Source organism: Morganella sp. BCCO 40_0007 (assembly GCF_032989665.1).
GTDB lineage: Bacteria > Pseudomonadota > Gammaproteobacteria > Enterobacterales > Enterobacteriaceae > Morganella > Morganella sibonii.
In genome coordinates, this window is sequence record NZ_JAVBIN010000004.1 from 142,179 (window position 1) to 161,863 (window position 19,685).

Below are 19,685 nucleotides of genomic sequence, written 5' to 3' on the forward strand. Positions count from 1 at the left end.
ACTTCCTCTGCGTTGTCTTTGTCTAAGCTATGCCTTAAAATTATTTATCTCTTTTAATTCAATATGTTATAAACATAAATCCTGAGTTGGCACGGCTATTGCTTTTATTACTGCAACAACAGCACATGTTGGCATAATAAAAAATTATTCTTTGGAGGATTTATGCACGATTATACGAATAAAGGTTATGACACTAAGATTGTTCACGCTGGCCAACAGGCAGATCCACTGACTGGCGCGTTATCAACCCCAATCTATCAGACCTCTACATTCGTCTTCGACAGCGCAGCACAAGGGGCAGCACGTTTCGCATTAGAAGAAGAAGGTTATATCTACTCACGTTTAGGTAACCCAACTAACGCAGCATTAGAAGAAAAAATGCGTGTACTGGAAAACGGCGAAGCTGCTCTGGCGACTTCTTCCGGTATCGCAGCTATCTCTACCACTATCCTGACTATGTGCGGCCAGGGCGACCATATCGTTGCTTCTGACACTCTGTACGGCTGTACTTATGCTCTGCTGTCTCACACCCTGCCTAAATTCGGTATCGAAGTCACTTTCGTTCGCGCAAATGACCCTGCGAACATCAAAGCGGCAATGAAACCAAACACCAAAATGGTTTACGTCGAAACTCCGGCTAACCCGACTCTGGCAATGATCGACCTCGAAGCAGCGGCAAATGTTGCTCACGAAGGCGGCGCGATGCTGGTTGTGGATAACACCTTCATGTCTCCGTACTGCCAGCGTCCTCTGGAATTAGGTGCGGACATCGTTGTTCACAGTGTGACCAAATACATCAACGGCCACGGTGACGTTATCGGTGGTGTGATTGTCGGTCCTGCTGACTTCCTGGTTCCTGCGCGTCTGGTTGGTGTTAAAGACATCACCGGTGGCGTAATGAGCCCGTTCAACGCATGGTTAACCCTGCGCGGTCTGAAAACACTGCACGTCCGTATGGAACGTCACTGCTCTAACGCAATGAAAGTTGCTAAGTATCTGGAATCTAACCCGAACGTGGAAGCTGTCTTCTATCCGGGTCTGCCATCTCACCCGCAGCACGAATTAGCGAAAAAACAGATGAGCAACTTCGGCGGTATGATCAGCTTTGAAATCAAAGGCGGTATCGAAGCAGGCCGTAAAGTGATGGATGCTGTTGAGTTATGCATGCTGGCAGTAAGCCTGGGCGATACTGAAACTCTGATTCAGCACCCTGCATCAATGACTCACTCTCCGGTTCCGGCTGAAGAGCGTCTGAAAGCAGGTATCACCGATGGTCTGATTCGTATCTCTGTCGGTCTGGAAACACCTGAAGACATCATTGCTGACCTGGAACAGGCTATTGCGAAAGCAGTTGCTTAAGATCAGAGCGGAAAATTAAGTCTTGCAGTATGTACTCACCTCATTTGCCATTTACACAGACGGGGTGAGTACACGAAGCACGCGGAAAAATTCATTGAGAGCCACTCTGAATTCTCTCCGGCGTGCTTTTTAAGTATTTAACAGGTTATTTTTAGCGGTAACAAAAAGAACAACGCAGTGCTGAAATTTTTTAGAAACCATAATCACAATAAATTATTATGAAAACCAAGGGGGCTTAGTATGGCGGACATGACCTCAACCGATAATTCCGCGAAAGCGCTGGGCAAAATACCATTCACAATGTATGACGCCGGCTGGGTTGTGCTTTGTATTGGTATGGCTATCGGTGCCGGTACCGTTGTAATGCCGATTCAGATCGGTCTGAAAGGTATTTGGGTATTTATTTTAGCTTTCATGATTGCGTATCCGGCAACGTATATGTTGCAGAAGCTGTACATGAATACGTTATCTGAAAGTGAAGAATGTGAAGACTACACAAACATAATCACACAGTATCTGGGCAGTAACTGGGGTGTGGCTCTGGGGGTTATTTACTTCCTGATGCTTATCCACGGTATCTTTATTTACTCTCTTTCTGTTATTTTCGACAGTGCTTCCTATCTCCATACGTTCGGTGTTACTGAAGGTGTGCTTTCAGATTCACTGATCTATCGTGTCGTTGTTTTTGCCGCGCTGATTTTTATTGCCTCCAAAGGTGAGAAGCTGCTGTTTAAAATCTCCGGTCCGATGGTTATCGTGAAAGTGGGTATCATTGTATCGCTGGGTCTGGTGATGATCCCTCACTGGGATTTCAATAACATCACTGCGTTCCCGCCGATTGCTGACTTTACCCGTGACGTGCTGCTGACCGTCCCGTTTGCTTTCTTCTCTGCGGTCTTCGTTCAGATCCTGAACCCGATGAATATCGCATACCGTAAACTGGAATCTGACAAACGTGTCGCCACCTACCGTGCTATCCGCGCTCACCGCGTGGCCTATATCACCCTGGTGACTATCATCCTGTTCTTCTCATTCTCCTTTACGTTCTCTATCAGTCATGAGCAGGCCGTATCCGCGTTTGAACAGAACATCTCTGCACTGGCCATTGCCGCTCAGGTTATTCCGGGCGCGGTCGTGAGTGTGATGACAACCGTTCTGAACATCTTTGCGGTTCTGACAGCATTCTTCGGTATCTATCTGGGCTTCCAGGAATCCGTGAAAGGTCTTGCGATTAACATCCTTTCCCGTTTCATGGATAAAGAAAAAATCAACCACACGTTATTAAACATCTGTATCTCTGTCTTCATCGTTGCATTACTGACTGCATGGGTGTCCACAGGGTTCTCAGTGGTTGTCTTCTTCCAGATCGGTAGTCCGTTATACGCTATCGTTTCCTGCTTAATTCCTGTTTACCTGGTATTCCGTGTCGCGAAACTGAAAAAATTCAAAGACTGGAAAGCCTGGTGTGTTATGGGCTTCGGTATCCTGCTGCTCATCGCACCATTCTTCAAATACCTTGAGTGACGGGTAAGATAAAACAGGCCATTTGTCAGTGCACGCACTGACAGAAATAAAGTAACACCCCGGAACCGGTCACAATACCGGTTCCGGAAAGTTAAAAAACTCAGCACCGCAGTCTGAATAAAAAAACCTCTGTCCTTCTAACCATATTTATTAAGTTCCTTGATTGGTTAGCATATTGCGGGAGATATCATCTCCCGCTTTTTTTCGCCTGAACGCAGCCTCTGACCAGACATATCACCATTCCCGCTGTTTTATTTCCGCCGGATGAGAGACACGGCAAACCCGTACAGTAATCCGCAAATCAGCTGTACTGGTCTGTCTTTTTTATTTAAAAACGGAAATTCTGGTAATTAAAAATCGCGCGGAGAAATAATACTGTCCGCAATAAGGCTCATCCGGATTTCCTGAATATCCCCTTCTTCATTTTCATAAAGAATGTCATCCAACCCGGTTCCGGTCATATTCATTTCCTCAAAGAAACGACCCGGTGTGAGTTTAAAGGCCAGACTGACACGCAGGAGTGTGTCCACATCAATACGATTAACACCCCGCTCATAACGCGAGAGCTGCTGCTGGCTAATCCCTATTCTGTGTGCCAGCTGCTTTGTGGTTAAACCTGCATTGGTCCGGTATTGTCTGATAACCTGTCCGATAGCTTCGGAGATCGCATATTTCTTCATCATTAATCAATAACCCTATAAAGACCATCACTAAAATTCCTTATTTAGCTCACTGATCATAGAAAAAGCACTTAAAACTATAAGTAGTTTATCGTAGATAGGGGCATTTTTGAAAAACCAAAGGATATGCTGTTTGTGAGTACATTACGGGGTAAGTGAGACTGAATGTTTCAGTATATTTCGCCTTTAAAATCATAGCGTAACGCAACAATATGACAAAATATAAATCGATTGAAAGTGCAATGGGTTAGTAGAATAAGTGTTATATACCAAATAATTAGGAAAAAAATATGTTTTCACTCCATTCGAATACAAATACCGAGTTTTTACAGGATGTGAAAAAGTGTGTTTGATCCCACACATCGGATTTCAGAATAATAAGTTAATACATAGTCTTAATATGAATATCAAACAGAACTTAATAAATTAAATTAATGTAAATATTTTGCACGAATAATTAACTTATTTCGGATTTTGTCAAAAATACTGAAAACAGCGCAAAAAAGCCGGTGACAGTTATCCTGACACCGGCTGAATATACGGCGGTTATTTAACCGGATTACAAACGTTCAATCACCATCGCAATTCCCTGCCCGCCACCGATGCATAATGTCGCCAGCCCGGTGGTCTTATTCTGAGCCTGTAATGCATGCAGCAGTGTCACCAGGATACGGGCACCACTCGCACCAATCGGGTGACCCAGGGCAATCGCCCCGCCGTTGATGTTTACTTTGTCAGGATCAAAACCCAGGTCACGGCCGACCGCAAGGAACTGGGAGGCAAATGCTTCGTTGGCTTCGATAAGATCGATATCCTTCAGTGACAGCCCCGTTTTCTCCAGCACTTTCCGCGTGGCCGGAACCGGCCCCAGCCCCATCATCGACGGTGAAACCCCGCCGGAGGCATAACCCCGGATACGGGCGAGCGGTGTCAGTCCCAGTGATTTGGCACGGGTTTCCGTCATCAGCATCAGTGCTGCCGCGCCGTCATTGATACCGGAGGCATTACCGGCAGTCACCGTTCCCGCTTTATCAAAGGCCGGGCGCAGTTTCGCCAGCCCTTCTGCCGTTGATCCGGCTTTCGGGAATTCATCAGTATCCACCACGATATCCCCTTTACGGCTTTTCACCGTAACCGGCACGATTTCCGCCTTAAAGGCCCCGCGCTCAATCGCACTGACCGCTTTCTGCTGCGATGACAGTGCCAGCGCATCCTGCTCTTCACGTGTCAGGTTATAGGCTTTGGCAATATTCTCCGCCGTGATCCCCATGTGATAATTATTTTCAGCACACAGCAGACCGTCACGCAGGATCACATCGTGCACCGTACCGTCACCCAGCCGGTAACCCCGGCGGGCACGGCTGTCCAGCAGATACGGCGCCTGACTCATATTTTCAGTACCGCCCGCGATAATAATGTCCGCGTCACCGCTGCTGATCGCCTGTGCGCCCAGCGCGACACTCTTCAGGCCGGAGCCGCACACTTTATTGACAGTGAAAGCACAGGCACTTTCCGGTATACCGCTGCGCAGCAGGATCTGGCGCGCCGGGTTTTGTCCGAGCCCTGCCTGTAATACGTTTCCCATAATAACTTCATCCACCAGCCCCGGTTCCAGCTGCGTTTTTTTCAGTAACGCGCTGACCACTGCCGAGCCGAGTTCCACTGCACTGACATCTGCCAGTGCGCCGTTAAAGTTGCCGATTGCGGTACGTACGGCACTGACAATAACGATATTTTCCATTGCAAAATCCTTACTGTTTAGTATCTGTCAGAAGAAAACGAGGCCAAGAATAAAAATCGGAGCCGATAGCAGCAGGGCAGTGATGCAGTACCCCATAATGTCCCTGACCCCCAGCCCGGCAATCGCCAGTGCAGGAAGTGCCCAGAACGGCTGCGCCATGTTCATCCACTGTTCACCGTAGGCAATCGCCATCACGGATTTACCGAGATCAGCTCCCAGCGCCTGGGCAGCAGGAATAACAAACGGCCCCTGAATCACCCAGTGACCGCCGCCTGACGGTACGGCGAAGTTGATCAGCGCAGAGCTGAAGAAGGTCATCAGCGGGAAGGTTTCTTTGTTGGCAACGTTAATGAAGAATTCAGTGATAAGCCCGCCCAGTCCGGAGCCTTCCATCATGAGCTGGATACCGGCATAGAACGGGAACTGCACGAGTATTCCGGCGGTACTGCGGGCGGCTGCACTGACGGCACGCATATACGCCATCGGGGTTTTATGCAGCAGCAGACCGGCCAGCAGGAAAATCATATTCACGGTGTTAATGGTGATGTTGAAACCGTTTTTGATGAAATACATGCCGAGGAACGTGAAGCCCAGAATCCCGATAATCCACGCGATAAGGCGGCTTTCTTCCATCCGGAGAGAAACCGGCGCGTCTTCCGGTAATTTTTTCTGGAAATCCGGCTCTTCTTCGAGCAGCGCCGGGTCGATCATCATGATGTCGTCTTTGCGCGGCATCATCATGCGGGTGACAAACGGCATCACCAGAATCAGTGTCAGGGTGATAAACAGGTTATACCCGGTGAACATGGTCTGGCTGACAGGGATAAGCCCGGCGATATGCTCGACAGGGTTACCCGGTGTGGCGGCCAGCAGCGGCATGGAGCCGGAGAAACCGCCGCCCCAGGTCATAAACCCGATATAGGCACAGGCGATCAGCAGCGGGTAGTCAGAGCCCGGTACACGGCGGGCGACTTCGCGGGCAAACATCGCCCCGACCACCAGTCCGAAACCCCAGTTAATGACACAGGCAACCGAGCCGAAAAACGTCACCAGCATCACCCCCTGAACCGGGGTTTTTGCCAGTGAGGCAGTCAGCCGCAGAATGCGTTTAACCGGCGGGGAGCTGGCCAGCGCGTGACCGGTCACGATGATCAGCGCCATCTGCATCCCGAACGCCAGCAGGTTCCAGAATCCGTTCCCCCATAAGTTCACCAGATCCATCGGTGTGCTTGGTGTGAGTGCCAGCGCGATGACAAACGTCAGCATGGTCAGCAGCATTGCGAAGATCAGCGGATCAGGCAGATAGCGGCTCACCACACGGGTCATGACTCGTGAGATGCGTCCTATCATACGGCTTCCCCCGCAGTCACCAGCGGCATTTCACAGACATCCGGTGAAACAATAAAATGCGCTGCGGTTTTTTCGCGGATAGTACCGATATCCGTACCCGGCGCGTATTCGCACAAAATCATCTGATCGTTTTCAAAACGGAATAACGCCAGTTCCGTCACCAGCACATCCACCGCTTTCACGGCGGTCAGCGGCATGGTGCATTCCGGCAGGATTTTGGCGGAACCGTCTTTTGCACAGTGCTCCATGGCTATGATCACTTTGCGCGCACCGGTCACGAGATCCATCGCACCGCCCATACCCGGCACCATTTTGCCCGGTACCACCCAGTTGGCGAGGTTGGCCTGTTCATCCACCTGTAAGCCGCCCAGCACGCTGGCATCCACATGACCGCCGCGGATCAGCGCGAAAGAGAAAGCACTGTCAAACATGGACGCGCCCGGCAGAATACCGCACGGCTGACCGCCTGCATTGACCAGATTCTTATCCGGCGTGGTTACCGGCCCGAGGCCGAGGAAGCCGTTTTCTGACTGTAATGTGATATGCACGCCTTCCGGCAGATAGTTCGCCACCTGTGTCGGCAGCCCGATCCCGAGGTTCACCACATCACCGTCATTCAGTTCAAGTGCCACACGGCGGGCGATTAATTCTTTTGCATTCATGATGTTTTCCTTATTCTGCAATCAGCCAGTCAATAATTGCCCCTGGTGTGGCAACACAATCCGGGTCGATATCCCCCACCGCGACCATTTCGTCCGGTTCGGCAATGGTGATATCCGCCGCCAGCGCCATCAGCGGGTTAAAGTTACGGGCACTGAGGTCATAGGTGAGGTTGCCGAGCGGATCGGCTTTTTGTGCCTGAATCAGCGCCAGGTCGGCGCGCAGGGGAAGTTCGAGGAGGTAATCACGGCCATCGAGGGTAATTTTCTGTTTGCCTTCTTCCACGACCGTCCCGACACCGGTCGGGGTGAGGAATCCGCCCAGCCCGGCACCGCCGCAGCGGATTTGCTCTGCCAGCGTGCCCTGCGGGATCAGCTGTACTTCCATTTCACCGGCGATCATCCGGCGTCCGGTTTCCGGGTTTGTCCCGATGTGAGAAGCAATGACTTTTTTCACCCGGCCGTTGACGATCAGCGGGCCCAGACCGGTATCCACAAATGCGGTATCGTTGGCGATAATGGTTAACTCTTTGACGCCGGATTCTAATAATTCAGTCATTAAACGCGGCGGTGTACCAACGCCCATAAATCCACCGACCATAATTGTCATGCCGTCACGAAAAAATTCACCGGCTTTTTTTACCGTTATTTGTTTATTCTTCATAGCACTTCCCTTTTATAAAAAAATATAGACACAAGGGTAATAGCAAGTGCTATGCCAATAATAAAACTGTATTTTTGTTATAATTTAATTTATGTACTCAATTGAAATTTAATGACTTTATTTTAACTTAAATAAATCAGTTAACATATTATGAATAAATAACAAAGGCCGGACAGTGAAATAAAATGCACAGTGTGAAAAATTATTCACAGTAAAAACAAAAAACACGGTGAAATTATTTACACCGTGTTTTTATTTAAAATGATATTTTTTAAAATGTATGTTCTATTATTATCACTATAAATTATTCAATATCGTATTCCTGTAATTTATACATTAATGCCCGGCGGCTGATCCCCAGCGCGGAGGCCGTATGGGTTTTGTTATTCTGGAACTCCCCCAGAGCGGAAATAATCAGCTCTTTTTCGTAGGCCTTAATATTCTCTTTCAGGTTCAGCCCCGGTTCCTGCGTAACCGGAATCAGAGCCACCGGCTGGCTGCGGACCTGTGCCAGCAACTGCTCCGGCAGATCTTCCGGGAAAATCACATACCCGGTGCTCATAATCACTGCCCGTTCAATTACGTTGGAAATTTCCCGCACATTGCCCGGCCACTGGTAGTTCATCAGTAATGCCAGCGTTTCCGGCGCCAGCTCGACAATATCGCGGTTATTTTCCTGACTGAATTTCTGCAGAAAATGGGCGGCCAGCAGTCCCACATCCTCCGGCCGCTCACGCAGCGGCGGCAGATTCAGGTGAATTACATTGAGGCGGTAAAACAGATCCTGGCGGAAATGGCCTTCCCGCACCCGTTCATGCATATCGCGGTTGGTCGCGGCAATAATGCGGATATCCACACGGATGGTTTTACTGCCGCCGACGCGCTCAAATTCTTTCTCCTGCACCACCCGCAGCAGTTTCACCTGTAAATCCGCCGGCATCTCACCGACCTCATCGAGCAGCAATGTTCCGCCGCTGGCACGTTCAAATAATCCCTGACGCTGTACCTGCGCCCCGGTAAAGGCGCCCTTTTCATGGCCGAACAGCTCACTTTCCAGCAGCGAGCCGGGCAGCGCCCCGCAGTTCACTTTAATAAAGGGGCCGTTGGCCCTTTCGCTGTTGTAATGGATAGCCCGCGCCACCACTTCTTTCCCGGTACCGCTTTCCCCGGTGATAAGTACCGTCGCCTGGCTGCGCGAGACTTTGGCGATATCGCGGCAGATTTCCATCATTTTCGGGTTACGGGTCAGCACCCGTCCCCACTGGTAGCTGTCGCTCAGTTCGCGGTGCAGCAGATTGATTTCCTGTTTCATCTCCTGCAACTGCAATGCACGGGAGATAAGCAGCTTCAGCTCTGTCAGATCAAAAGGCTTGATGACATAATCAAACGCGCCGAGACGCAGTGCGTCCACTGCGGTTTCCACGGCTGCATAGGCGGTCATCAGAATTACCGGCACTTCCGGGTTCAGTTCCCGCATCCGTTTGAGAGCCTCAATGCCGTCCAGTTTCGGCATACGGATATCCATCAGCACCACATCAGGTTTATCCTGCACAAAGCTTATCAGCGCCGCCTCGCCATCTTCCGCCACCCGGGTTTCATGACCATCAATAGAAAAGGCGGTCTGTAACATCCGGCTGAGATTCTTTTCATCATCAACGATCAGAAGCCGGTACGATTTATGTGTAATCATTTTTTTTACCCTGCGTTATCGGCAACGTTATGGTGAACGTCGTTCCATGATGTTCCTGACTTTCAAGGAAAATATCACCACCGTGACCGGCGATGATCCGCTGACTGATCGCCAGTCCCAACCCGGTTCCCGAGGCTTTGGTGGTAAAGAACGGGTCAAAAATTTTCTTTTGCAGCGCCGCCGGAATCCCGGTGCCGTCGTCGCGGATCACCACCATGACCCGCTGCTCTTCCATACAGCAGGTGGAGATAAAGATATTGCCTCTGGCCGGAATCGACTGTACCGCGTTTATCATAATATTGAGCAGCACCTGGCGCAGCAGTTCGCTGTTGGCCTCAATCAGCGGCAGTGTGTCATCCGGCTCCCAGGTAAATGTGACCCGTGCTTCCATCCCTTTGGTTTTGATCAGCACCAGCGCCTCTTCAATCAGCCGGTTGACACTGATCGGGCGGAATGTGCCGGTCTGAGGCCGGGAAAAATCAAGCAACTGCCGGATGATCCGGTCAATAGAATCCACTTCCTTGAGAATAATACTGATGTATTCCAGTTTATCCGGGTGATGTTCCAGTTCTTTGAGGATCTGCACGAAACCACTGATCGCCGTCAGCGGGTTGCGCACCTCATGGGCGACACCAGCCATCAGCTCGCCGAGGGTAGCGAGTTTTTCAGCCTGCTGCATACGGCGCTGAACCTCTTTCTGAGCGGTGAGATCTTTAAATATCACCAGTGCACCGATAAGTTCCCCGCCCGCATTACGGATGCGGCTGGTGCTGACATTTATCTGAATGGTGCGGTCACGGGCAGGATATTCAATTTCCAGGCTGACATGCTCAATACCACGCGTCAGGGTGTCCAGCACCGGGCTGGAAAAGCTGCGCCCCTCAAAAACATCACCGTAATATTTGCCGTGCAGATCCCGCTCCAGATAGCCGGTTATCTCTTCTGCCGCCGGGTTAATCATGGTAACGCAGCCGTTGATATCCACCGCGATCACGCCATCCGCCGCGCTTTCAATGATCAGTTCGTTGAGGGTTTTCATCTCCCGCAGTGTCTGTGCCAGCGCGTTAACGCTGTCGCTAATCTCCCCCATTTCCCCTTTCATCATCGGCAGATGAGTATTGAGGTCATGTGAGAGATCACTGAGGCCGCTTTTAATCGCACCGATATCACGGCTGAAATGACGTGAAAAGATGATAATAATCAGCAGGCTGAACAGTATCCCGAACGCAATGACTGCGATAATTTTGACATCCATCGCCAACGCCTGACGGTCAATATCATCTGTCAGTTCATTCGCCCAGATATAACCGATCACCCCGCCGTTACGCCTGACCGGAATCATGGCGTTCATAATATTGCCGCGTACCTGGGTTCCCCAGCCGACTTCCGGCTCTCCCGTTGCCATCACATGACGGCCGGGGTGATCTTCACTGATGCGGGTGCCGGTTTTATTGCCGTAACGGGCTCGTGGTGAATAGGTCACAATACCGTCAAGCTCACGGTGATAGTAACCGGCGCCGACCCCCGGGAAGGTGGAGGTGATAATTTCCGCCGCCGGATACAGTTTTTCGCTGATCAGCGCCAGGCGCTGGTCACGTGGCAGGGATGCGGCAAGGTTATATTCATCATTCAGCGCCTGTTCCAGCAGACCGGCAACGGAATAGAGTTTGTTGCGCTTCTCCTGCAACAGAGCAGAACGCCCCTCTGTTTCCACAAAATAACCGATGATAAGTGTCGGCACGGTGACCAGCAGAATGGCCATTAATATGAGTTTGTCACGCAGACTGAAGGGATAATATTTATGCAACACAGAAGGCCCGTCTGAAAAACTGTATGATTTACCAGCATATACAACTGATTAAAAAATATCTTTGCGAACGGTCATAGTTCCGGAATCTCTGTAAAAACAACAGGATAATTGATGATTAAGAAAGTTACCGGCGGGAGAAAGCAGACAGGACGGCAGCAGAGAAAAGCTCCGCTGCCGGAACAATAAAAATGCTTACTTCACAAACTCACTGGCTTCACGCACCAGTTTACCGATGGCTGCCCAGTCTTTTGCTTTGATAAGCGAAGCCGGTACCATCCACGAGCCGCCGCAGGCCACAATCTGCGGGATCGCCAGATAGTCGCGGATATTATTCAGCCCGATTCCGCCGGTCGGCATCACCTGTAACTGGTGATACGGCGCCAGCATGGCTTTGATCATCGGAATACCGCCTGACGGCTCTGCCGGGAAGAATTTTACGAAATCGATGCCCAGCTCCAGTGCCTGCTCAACCGCGCTCGGGTTGTTGATCCCGGGAACAATCGGGATATCCATCTGCTGACACGCCTGAACGGTGTTCGGGTTCAGACCGGGAGAGACCACAAACTGTGCCCCGGCGGCTTTCGCCTGACGCACCTGCTCGCGGTTAATCACGGTTCCCGCGCCCACCAGCATATCCGGGCGGGCTTCACGCAGCAGTTTGATCGCTTCCGCCGCACACGCTGTACGGAAAGTGATTTCCGCCACCGGCAGACCGTTGTCCGCCAGTGCATTGCCTAACGGGATAATATCTTCCGCGTTATCCACGGCGATCACCGGCACAATTTTCAGCTGCCGGAAACGGGTAATCATTGCCTGTAATTCGGACATCTCGTTCTCCTCTTTTCCCGTTAAAACGTATTATTCAGTAAAGTATCGGTGACCGGGCGGGTTGCCGCCTGCGGGATAATCGCCCCTTTGTGCTGAATCACCACTCCCGCGAGCCGGTGCCCCATCCGGGCAGCATGTTCAATATCCGCACCGGTCAGCCAGCCAGCCAGGAAACCGGCGTTAAAGGCATCACCGGCAGAGGTGGTATCAACCACCTGTGCCACCGGCGTGGTGGCAATATTGATGACCGGCGCATCAGTGCGCAGATCACGGTAGTCACACCCCTGAGCCCCCGCTTTGATGATCGCCTGCTTCACCCCGGCCTTTGCCAGACGGGCAAAGGTGGCATTACGGTCGCTGTCACCCCACAGACGCGCTTCATCATCATCAGTGACCAGCGCCATATCAGTCAGTGCATACATCGCCTGATAACAGTCACGGGTTTCATTTTCATCCGCCCACAGAGCCGGACGGTAGTTGCTGTCAAACAGAATGGTTTTGCCCTGCTGTGACAGTGTTTTCAGATCATCCAGCAGCCGCAGACGATCTTCCGGCGGCAGAATGGCCAGACTGATCCCGCTGAGGTAGATGGCATCCATCTCCGCCATCTGTGCCAGCAGCGCCGGATAATCCGGATGGCGGACAAGATAACGCGCCGCTGAATCATTACGCCAGTAGAGGAACGTGCGCTCACCCTGTTCATCCAGCTGAATAAGATACAACCCCGGCTGATGGTGCGGATCAGTCAGCACATGTGAGGTTTTCACCCCCTCCGCCTGCCAGCGGCTGATCATGCCTTTACTGAGCGGGTCAGTTCCCATGGCTGAGATAAAATTCACCTCAACGGCCTCCCCCGCCGCGCGGGCCAGATAGACCGCGCTGTTCAGGGCATCACCGCCGTAACGCTGAACCATCTCTCCGAACGGCGCACCGTTGAGTTCAATCATGCACTCGCCGATCAGACCAATGCGTTTTACTGTCATTATTCACCTTTCGCTGCGGAAAAATAACGCTGTGCATTATTGAAACAGATATCACGCACCATCTGCCCCAGCATGGTTTCATCAGCCGGAATTTCACCGTTAACCGCCAGCGTACCAAGCATATTGCACAGAATGCGGCGGAAGTATTCATGACGAGTATAGGACAGGAAACTGCGTGAATCTGTCAGCATGCCGACAAACTGACTTAACAGCCCCAATTGTGATAACTGTTCCAGCTGACGCTGCATGCCGTCTTTCTGGTCGTTGAACCACCAGCCGGAACCGAACTGAATTTTGCCCGCAATACCACCGCCCTGGAAGTTGCCGATCATGGTTGCCAGCACTTCGTTATCACGCGGGTTCAGGCAGTAAAGGATGGTGCGCGGCAGTTCATCGGTTTTATCCATTTCATCAAGCAGACGTGACAGCGGATAAGCCACCGGCGCGTCACCGATGGAATCAAAACCGCTGTCGGCACCGAGCAGCTTAAACATGCGCGTGTTGTTGTTGCGCAGCGCACCGATGTGCAGCTGCATCACCCAGCCACGTTTTGCATACTGCTTACCGAGCCAGACCAGCACTGCCGTTGCGAACTGCGCGGTGGCGGTTTCATCCGGGATTTCCCCGGCAAGGCGTTTCTGCAGAATCGTATCCAGGACAGATTCATCCGGCACCGGTGCATAACGCAGGATCTCAATACCGTGGTCAGATGCAACACAACCGTGCTGTGCAAAGTGAACCAGGCGGCGATCCAGCGCGGTCAGCAGATCGCTGAAACGGCGGATATCCACATCGGCACTCTGTCCGAGCTTCGCGATATAATCCGTGAAACCGTCCAGTTCAATTTTAAAAGCGCGATCCGGGCGCCAGCTCGGACGCACTTCAATATCAAAGCTGTCATCCTGTGCAATCTGCCGGTGATATTCCAGTGAATCCGCCGGGTCATCGGTGGTGCCGACCATATGCACATTCATCTGCTGCATAATGCCGCGTGCGGAGAATTCCGGCTGTGCCAGTTTTTCATTGGCCTCATCCCAGATACTCTGCGCTGTTTCCGGCCCGAACACTTTGCCGGTAATACCGAACGGGCGGCGCAGTTCCAGATGCGTCCAGTGATAAAGCGGGTTACCAAGTGTCATCGGCACCGTTTTTGCCCATGCCTGATATTTCTCATAATCACTGGTGTCACGTCCGGTGATAAGCGATTCCGGAATTCCTGCCGAACGCATGCCGCGCCATTTGTAGTGATCCCCCTCCAGCCAGATCTGCCCGAGGTTATCAAAACGGCGGTTTTCCGCGATTTCACGCGGATTCAGGTGACAGTGATAGTCATAGATTGGCATGTCCGCCGCATAGTCATGATAAAGACGGCGGGCGATGTCGCTGTGCAGTAAAAAGTCTTCGCAAAGAAACTGTTTCATAAACTCTCCGGGATTACAGTGCGGCAACGGCCTGACGGGCACCGACATCAAGTAACTGCTGATACGCGCGTTTCACCGCATCAACAAAGCCCTGCTGCTTCGGCAGGTTGCTACCGAAAATGGATTCAATCGCCAGCAGCTCATCCACCACCGCGACAGACAGGCCATGTTTCGCGTAGATTGCCGCAAACGTGTCTGCCAGCGGGTCACGCACATCAATTTTATTGCCCTGCTCATCGGTACCGCTGATATAACGCATCCAGCCCGCCACACCCAGCGCCAGATGACGATAGTCACTGCCGTCCGCGATATGCTGCGCAACCGGGTCCAGCAGGCGCTGCGGAAGCTTCTGGCTGCCATCCATCGCAATCTGCCATGTCTGGTGTTTCAGGGACGGGTTGGTAAAGCGGTCAATCAGGTTATCCGCATAGGCAACCAGGTCGGTATCTTCCGGCATGGTAAGGGTCGGCGCCTGCTCATCCAGCATCAGTGCGCGGGCGGCTTTGCGGTAATCCGGGTTGGTCATGGTATCGGAAATATGGGCATAACCGCCGAGATAGCCGAGATACGCCAGGAAAGAGTGGCTGCCGTTGAGCATCCGCAGCTTCATTAATTCAAACGGCACCACATCCTGAACAAACTGCGCACCGGCGCAATCCCACTCAGGGCGGCCGTTCACAAAATTATCTTCAATCACCCACTGGCGGAACGGCTCACAGGCGATAGCGCAGTGATCTTCCGTTCCCAGCAGTTGTGCGATTTCAGTCAGTGTTTCCGGGGTGGCCGCCGGCACAATGCGGTCAACCATGGTGCACGGGAAAGTGACAGACGATTCAATCCACGCTGCCAGCGCCGGGTCCTGCAACCGCGCCAGGCCGAGCACCGCTTCGCGGGCAACATGACCATTCTCACGGACGTTATCACAGGAGAGCACCGTAAACGGCGGTAAACCGCGTTCGTGACGGCGTTTCAGTGCCGCCGTGATGTAACCGATAGCCGAACGTGGTGTCTCCGGTGTCGCCAGATCTTGTTTAATCAGCGCATTTTCCGGGTCGAGCTGCCCGGTCGCCGGATCGGTGCAGTAGCCTTTTTCAGTCACGGTCAGGGAAACAATACTGACATCCGGGGACGCCATTTTCTCAATCACCGCATCAATACCGTCGATCAGCGGGTGCATCGCTTCTTTCATCGAGCCGATAATTTTCAGCTCTGTTTTATCCGCCCCTTTCTCCGCCACGGTATACAGCATGGACTGGGCTTTCAGCCCTTCAATCAGTGCCGCATCCTGTGCCGACATCAGGTTAACTTCACAGTAACCCCAGTCGCTGTCTGTTTTTTCTAATACGTGATGGGTGTACAGCGCCTGATGTGCGCGGTGAAAAGCGCCGCAGCCGAGGTGAACAATACGGGTGGTGAGACGATCAGTCGTCCAGTCAGGACGCGTTGCGGTGATGTCCGCAGTGACAAGATTCTTTTCCATTACAGGCTCCCGGGGAGCAGGCTGCGGAAGAGATCCCGCAGCCCGGCAGGTACAAAGGTATGAGATATTATTTTGTATAGAATGCGCGGTGAATACCCATTTCCAGACCACGGATTTCAGCCAGCCCTTTCAGACGGCCGATCGCGGAATAGCCCGGATTGGTTTTCTTCTTCAGATCATCCAGCATCTGATGGCCGTGATCCGGACGCATCGGGATCAGGGACGCTTCCCCGCTCTCACGGCGGCGGTTCTCTTCGGCAGCCACCGCACTGATGACATTATACATATCCACATCACCGGCCAGATGTGCCGCTTCATGGAAGGTATTCGGGTTCTCTTCACGCATCGTTGAACGCAGATGCAGGAAGTAAATCCGCGGACCAAAGGTCTTAATCATATTGACCAGGTCGTTGTCAGCGCGCACGCCGTAAGAGCCGGTGCACATGGTGTAACCGTTGGCATCACTGTTGACGGTATCTGCCATCCACTGCATATCTTCAATCGTGGAAACGATACGCGGCAGGCCGAGAATAGGACGCGGAGGATCATCAGGATGCACTGCCATTTTCAGGCCGCACTCTTCAGCAACCGGAATAATTTTATTCAGGAAATACGCAAAGTGCTCACGTAATTTCGCTTTACCGATACCGGCGTAACGTTTCAGGTGCTGGCGGAATTGTTCAAGTGTATAGCCTTCTTCCGCACCCGGAAGACCGGCAATAATATTGTTTATCAGTTTTTGTTTTTCGTCATCCCGCATGGTTTCAAAGCGGGTTTTGGCCTGTGCCAGTTCTTCTGCGGTATAGTCCTGCTCAGCCCCTTCGCGCTGTAAGAGATAAATCTCGAACACCGCAAATTCAATCTGATCAAAACGCAATGCTTTTGAGCCGTCCGGCAGCTCATATTCCAGGTCAGTACGGGTCCAGTCGAGAACCGGCATAAAGTTGTAACAGACAGTATAAATCCCGCAGGCGGCGAGGTTGCGCAGGGATTGCTGATAGTTGGCAATCCATTTTTCATACTCACCGGTTTGTGTTTTGATATCTTCGTGGATAGGCACACTTTCAACCACGGTCCATTCCAGATGATTGGATTCAATCAGCGCCTTGCGCTTCTGAATTTCGTCTGTGGTCCAGACTTCTCCGTTCGGGATATGGTGCAGCGCCGTTACGATACCGGTAGCGCCCGCCTGACGAATATCAGATAAAGTAACCGGATCTGCCGGTCCGTACCAACGCCAAGTTTGTTTCATACTAAACCTCGTTTATGCTCCGCGAATATCATCACTGTTTATTTGGTTGACCAATTAAATCCCCGGTGTGGCGAGTATTGCTGTCAAACCTTGCTGTCACGAGTACAGCATTGTCATCTTCCTATCAACACAGAGAGACGTCAAGCCTGAAAACAACATTGGTCAACCAATATCACATTTTGTTTTATAATTAATTTATTGTTTTAACTGTAAATAAAATTACATCAAGGGTACGTGTGTTTTTATCACTTTCTTTTATTAAAACTGGTAAACCAAAGATGTCACTCACCCGGCAGGACAGATGAGTGACAACACCAATAATTATGATGGTGTATAGTTCAGAACCAACTCAGGCAGCCACAGGCTGAGCTGAGGGAAATAGGTCACCACCGCCAGTGCCGCAATCAGCGCGATATACATCGGCACCAGTGGTTTCAGGACTTTATCAATACTGACACCACCCACAGAGCACCCGACAAACAGTGCGCTGCCGACCGGCGGCGTACAGATACCGATAGCCAGGTTGAATGTCATAATGATCCCGAAGTGTACCGGGTCAATCCCCATATCCATGGCCACCGGCAGGAAAATCGGGGTGAAAATCAGTACCGCCGGTGTCATATCCATAAAGATGCCGACAATCAGCAGAATGATGTTAATGACCAGCAGGATAGTCAGCGCGTTATCGGAAATCGCCATCAGACCGTCCGCAATCAGATACGGCAGATCCGCGTTCGCCATCGCCCATGACATCCCCATGGATGCACCGATCAGGAGCAGCACGATAGAAGTGGTCACTGCCGATTCCAGAATAATTTTCGGCAGACGGCTGAAGCTGACTTCACGGTAAACAAGTACCGCCAGCACAAAGCTGTAGATGACGGCAATCGCGGAGGCTTCTGTTGCGGTAAAGATACCGGCGATAATCCCGCCCATAATCACCACAATCAGCATCAGTGACGGCACCGCTTTCCAGACCGTTGAGAAGAACATCCCCCACGTCGGGCGCGGAGCGACCGGATAACCGCGTTTTTTCGCGATAATCCCGGAAACAATCATCAGAGACAGTCCCATCAGAATGCCCGGAATATACCCGGCCAGGAACAGTGCGGCAATTGATGTGCCGCCGGAAACCAGTGAGTAAACAATCAGGGTGTTGCTCGGCGGGATAAGCAGACCTGACGGGCAGGACGCAATATTTACCGCCGCAGACAGTTCCGGATCATAACCCTCTTTTTTCTGCATCGGTGACATGGTGCCGCCGACCGCCGCTGCGGAAGCCACCGCAGAACCGGAGATAGCGCCGAACAGCATGTTAGCCATAATATTAACGTGCAGCAGCGAGCCCGGCAGACGACCGCCAATCACTTTTGCCACATTAATCAGCCGGGCAGCAATACCGCCCTGGTTCATAATGTTACCGGCGAGAATAAAGAACGGGATCGCCAGCAGCGAGAAGTTATCCACCCCTGCCGCCATACGCTGGGCGACAACGGTAATCGCGGAATCGAGCGGCAGCGTCATGGCAATCGCCACTAACGATGACAGGCCGATAGCGAAAGAAACCGGAACACTGAGAACCAGAAGAAACGCAAAGGTGCCGAAGAGCGCGGCAATCACATACCAATCCATAATTAACCTCTCATCGCACCATTAATGGCTGTCAGTCAGTTCAGTATTGGCTGAACCCGGCTGAAAGAGTGAAAAGATATCAACCAGTGCATACATAATCATCAGTAAGCCGCTGATTGGTAAACAGAGATAGATGTAGCCCATCTGCCAGCCCAGTGCCGGGGTGATCTGGCCGCTTTCCAGTGTGGAAGCGACCAGCGTGCTGCCGCCGTACACCAGCACAATGCCTGCAAAGGCAATAATGGCAATCTGGATAATGAAGCTGACAAACTGTTTTTTCGCACCTGACAGTTTCATAACGAGAAGGTCAATCGCGAGGTGCCGGTGTTGTCCTGTGGTGTAAGCCGCGCCAATCATGGCGACCCACATAAAAAGGTAACGGGCGAGTTCATCTGTAATCGTACTCGGGGAGCTGAGGATATAGCGGGATAACACCTGCCATGTCACACAGAACACCAGGAATGCTGATAAACAGATAGTAAAAACAGCAAGCCCTTTATTAATCAGCGCTACAAGGTTTTTCATTGGCCTTGTCCTTGTTCTTATTTTGGTTAACCAATTTGGCAACTGTCATACCAAATACAAATTTTGCTGTTCGAGCATAGTCTATCC

Annotated in this window: 16 protein-coding genes; 2 read left to right on the forward strand and 14 right to left on the reverse strand. The window is 51.5% G+C overall.

Going from position 1 to position 19,685, the window contains the following annotated elements; translation table 11 throughout:
* Window positions 1-162: 162 nt before the first annotated feature.
* Entirely contained in the window at window positions 163-1,359 is a 1,197-nt protein-coding gene (megL, locus tag R5268_RS06415) for a methionine gamma-lyase (RefSeq protein ID WP_072872402.1), read from the forward strand.
* Window positions 1,360-1,599: 240 nt separating this feature from the next.
* Complete coding sequence (locus R5268_RS06420; protein ID WP_107680155.1) at window positions 1,600-2,883, forward strand: aromatic amino acid transport family protein; 1,284 nt, start codon at window positions 1,600-1,602, stop codon at window positions 2,881-2,883.
* 350 nt (window positions 2,884-3,233) lie between these two features.
* Here R5268_RS06420 and R5268_RS06425 read toward each other — a convergent pair whose 3' ends face one another.
* The 14 genes from R5268_RS06425 to R5268_RS06490 form a co-directional block, all read right to left on the reverse strand.
* Window positions 3,234-3,566: a helix-turn-helix domain-containing protein gene (locus R5268_RS06425; RefSeq protein ID WP_004237940.1), complete on the reverse strand. Its 333-nt coding sequence runs from the start codon at window positions 3,564-3,566 to the stop codon at window positions 3,234-3,236.
* A gap of 556 nt (window positions 3,567-4,122) precedes the next feature.
* Entirely contained in the window at window positions 4,123-5,304 is a 1,182-nt protein-coding gene (locus R5268_RS06430; RefSeq protein ID WP_218454879.1) for an acetyl-CoA C-acetyltransferase, read from the reverse strand.
* A 27-nt stretch (window positions 5,305-5,331) separates the two neighbouring features.
* Window positions 5,332-6,654 (reverse strand): TIGR00366 family protein, encoded by a 1,323-nt coding sequence (locus R5268_RS06435; RefSeq protein WP_317418992.1) that lies wholly within the window; start codon window positions 6,652-6,654, stop codon window positions 5,332-5,334.
* Window positions 6,651-7,316, reverse strand: coding sequence for a 3-oxoacid CoA-transferase subunit B (locus R5268_RS06440; RefSeq protein ID WP_046895045.1), 666 nt, complete (start codon window positions 7,314-7,316; stop codon window positions 6,651-6,653). The genes R5268_RS06435 and R5268_RS06440 overlap by 4 nt, the downstream gene beginning before the upstream one ends.
* 10 nt (window positions 7,317-7,326) lie before the next feature.
* Complete coding sequence (gene atoD, locus R5268_RS06445; RefSeq protein ID WP_004237936.1) at window positions 7,327-7,977, reverse strand: acetate CoA-transferase subunit alpha; 651 nt, start codon at window positions 7,975-7,977, stop codon at window positions 7,327-7,329.
* A 304-nt stretch (window positions 7,978-8,281) separates the two neighbouring features.
* The gene (atoC, locus tag R5268_RS06450) at window positions 8,282-9,667 is read right to left on the reverse strand and encodes an acetoacetate metabolism transcriptional regulator AtoC (RefSeq protein WP_046895047.1); all 1,386 of its coding nucleotides are present in this window, start codon (window positions 9,665-9,667) and stop codon (window positions 8,282-8,284) included.
* Window positions 9,654-11,474 (reverse strand): two-component system sensor histidine kinase AtoS, encoded by a 1,821-nt coding sequence (gene atoS, locus R5268_RS06455; RefSeq protein WP_218455563.1) that lies wholly within the window; start codon window positions 11,472-11,474, stop codon window positions 9,654-9,656. The genes atoC and atoS overlap by 14 nt, the downstream gene beginning before the upstream one ends.
* A 195-nt stretch (window positions 11,475-11,669) precedes the next feature.
* Window positions 11,670-12,305 carry a bifunctional 4-hydroxy-2-oxoglutarate aldolase/2-dehydro-3-deoxy-phosphogluconate aldolase gene (locus R5268_RS06460; RefSeq protein WP_218454877.1) on the reverse strand — a complete coding sequence of 212 codons (636 nt, stop codon included), beginning with the start codon at window positions 12,303-12,305 and terminating at the stop codon, window positions 11,670-11,672.
* 20 nt (window positions 12,306-12,325) lie between these two features.
* Window positions 12,326-13,288: a sugar kinase gene (locus tag R5268_RS06465; RefSeq protein ID WP_317418991.1), complete on the reverse strand. Its 963-nt coding sequence runs from the start codon at window positions 13,286-13,288 to the stop codon at window positions 12,326-12,328.
* Window positions 13,288-14,709, reverse strand: coding sequence for a glucuronate isomerase (gene uxaC, locus R5268_RS06470; protein ID WP_218454875.1), 1,422 nt, complete (start codon window positions 14,707-14,709; stop codon window positions 13,288-13,290). The genes R5268_RS06465 and uxaC overlap by 1 nt, the downstream gene beginning before the upstream one ends.
* Before the next feature lie 13 nt (window positions 14,710-14,722).
* A complete protein-coding gene (locus R5268_RS06475; RefSeq protein ID WP_317418990.1) occupies window positions 14,723-16,189 on the reverse strand; it encodes a fructuronate reductase in 1,467 nt (488 codons plus the stop codon).
* 67 nt (window positions 16,190-16,256) lie between these two features.
* Complete coding sequence (gene uxuA / locus R5268_RS06480; protein WP_317418989.1) at window positions 16,257-17,441, reverse strand: mannonate dehydratase; 1,185 nt, start codon at window positions 17,439-17,441, stop codon at window positions 16,257-16,259.
* Between the two features lie 321 nt (window positions 17,442-17,762).
* On the reverse strand, window positions 17,763-19,073 hold the full coding sequence (locus R5268_RS06485) for a TRAP transporter large permease (RefSeq protein ID WP_107680147.1): 1,311 nt from the start codon (window positions 19,071-19,073) through the stop codon (window positions 17,763-17,765).
* Between the two features lie 21 nt (window positions 19,074-19,094).
* The gene (locus tag R5268_RS06490) at window positions 19,095-19,598 is read right to left on the reverse strand and encodes a TRAP transporter small permease (RefSeq protein WP_317418988.1); all 504 of its coding nucleotides are present in this window, start codon (window positions 19,596-19,598) and stop codon (window positions 19,095-19,097) included.
* Between the last annotated feature and the right edge of the window lie 87 nt (window positions 19,599-19,685).

What these genes read in the sequence shown, in the direction of transcription:
- megL (WP_072872402.1), top strand. Translation starts at nt 163, where the DNA reads ATGCACGATTATACGAATAAAGGTTATGACACTAAGATTGTTCACGCT.
- R5268_RS06420 (WP_107680155.1), top strand. Translation starts at nt 1,600, where the DNA reads ATGGCGGACATGACCTCAACCGATAATTCCGCGAAAGCGCTGGGCAAA.
- R5268_RS06425 (WP_004237940.1), bottom strand. Translation starts at nt 3,566, where the DNA reads ATGATGAAGAAATATGCGATCTCCGAAGCTATCGGACAGGTTATCAGA.
- R5268_RS06430 (WP_218454879.1), bottom strand. Translation starts at nt 5,304, where the DNA reads ATGGAAAATATCGTTATTGTCAGTGCCGTACGTACCGCAATCGGCAAC.
- R5268_RS06435 (WP_317418992.1), bottom strand. Translation starts at nt 6,654, where the DNA reads ATGATAGGACGCATCTCACGAGTCATGACCCGTGTGGTGAGCCGCTAT.
- R5268_RS06440 (WP_046895045.1), bottom strand. Translation starts at nt 7,316, where the DNA reads ATGAATGCAAAAGAATTAATCGCCCGCCGTGTGGCACTTGAACTGAAT.
- atoD (WP_004237936.1), bottom strand. Translation starts at nt 7,977, where the DNA reads ATGAAGAATAAACAAATAACGGTAAAAAAAGCCGGTGAATTTTTTCGT.
- atoC (WP_046895047.1), bottom strand. Translation starts at nt 9,667, where the DNA reads ATGATTACACATAAATCGTACCGGCTTCTGATCGTTGATGATGAAAAG.
- R5268_RS06460 (WP_218454877.1), bottom strand. Translation starts at nt 12,305, where the DNA reads ATGTCCGAATTACAGGCAATGATTACCCGTTTCCGGCAGCTGAAAATT.
- R5268_RS06465 (WP_317418991.1), bottom strand. Translation starts at nt 13,288, where the DNA reads ATGACAGTAAAACGCATTGGTCTGATCGGCGAGTGCATGATTGAACTC.
- uxaC (WP_218454875.1), bottom strand. Translation starts at nt 14,709, where the DNA reads ATGAAACAGTTTCTTTGCGAAGACTTTTTACTGCACAGCGACATCGCC.
- R5268_RS06475 (WP_317418990.1), bottom strand. Translation starts at nt 16,189, where the DNA reads ATGGAAAAGAATCTTGTCACTGCGGACATCACCGCAACGCGTCCTGAC.
- uxuA (WP_317418989.1), bottom strand. Translation starts at nt 17,441, where the DNA reads ATGAAACAAACTTGGCGTTGGTACGGACCGGCAGATCCGGTTACTTTA.
- R5268_RS06485 (WP_107680147.1), bottom strand. Translation starts at nt 19,073, where the DNA reads ATGGATTGGTATGTGATTGCCGCGCTCTTCGGCACCTTTGCGTTTCTT.
- R5268_RS06490 (WP_317418988.1), bottom strand. Translation starts at nt 19,598, where the DNA reads ATGAAAAACCTTGTAGCGCTGATTAATAAAGGGCTTGCTGTTTTTACT.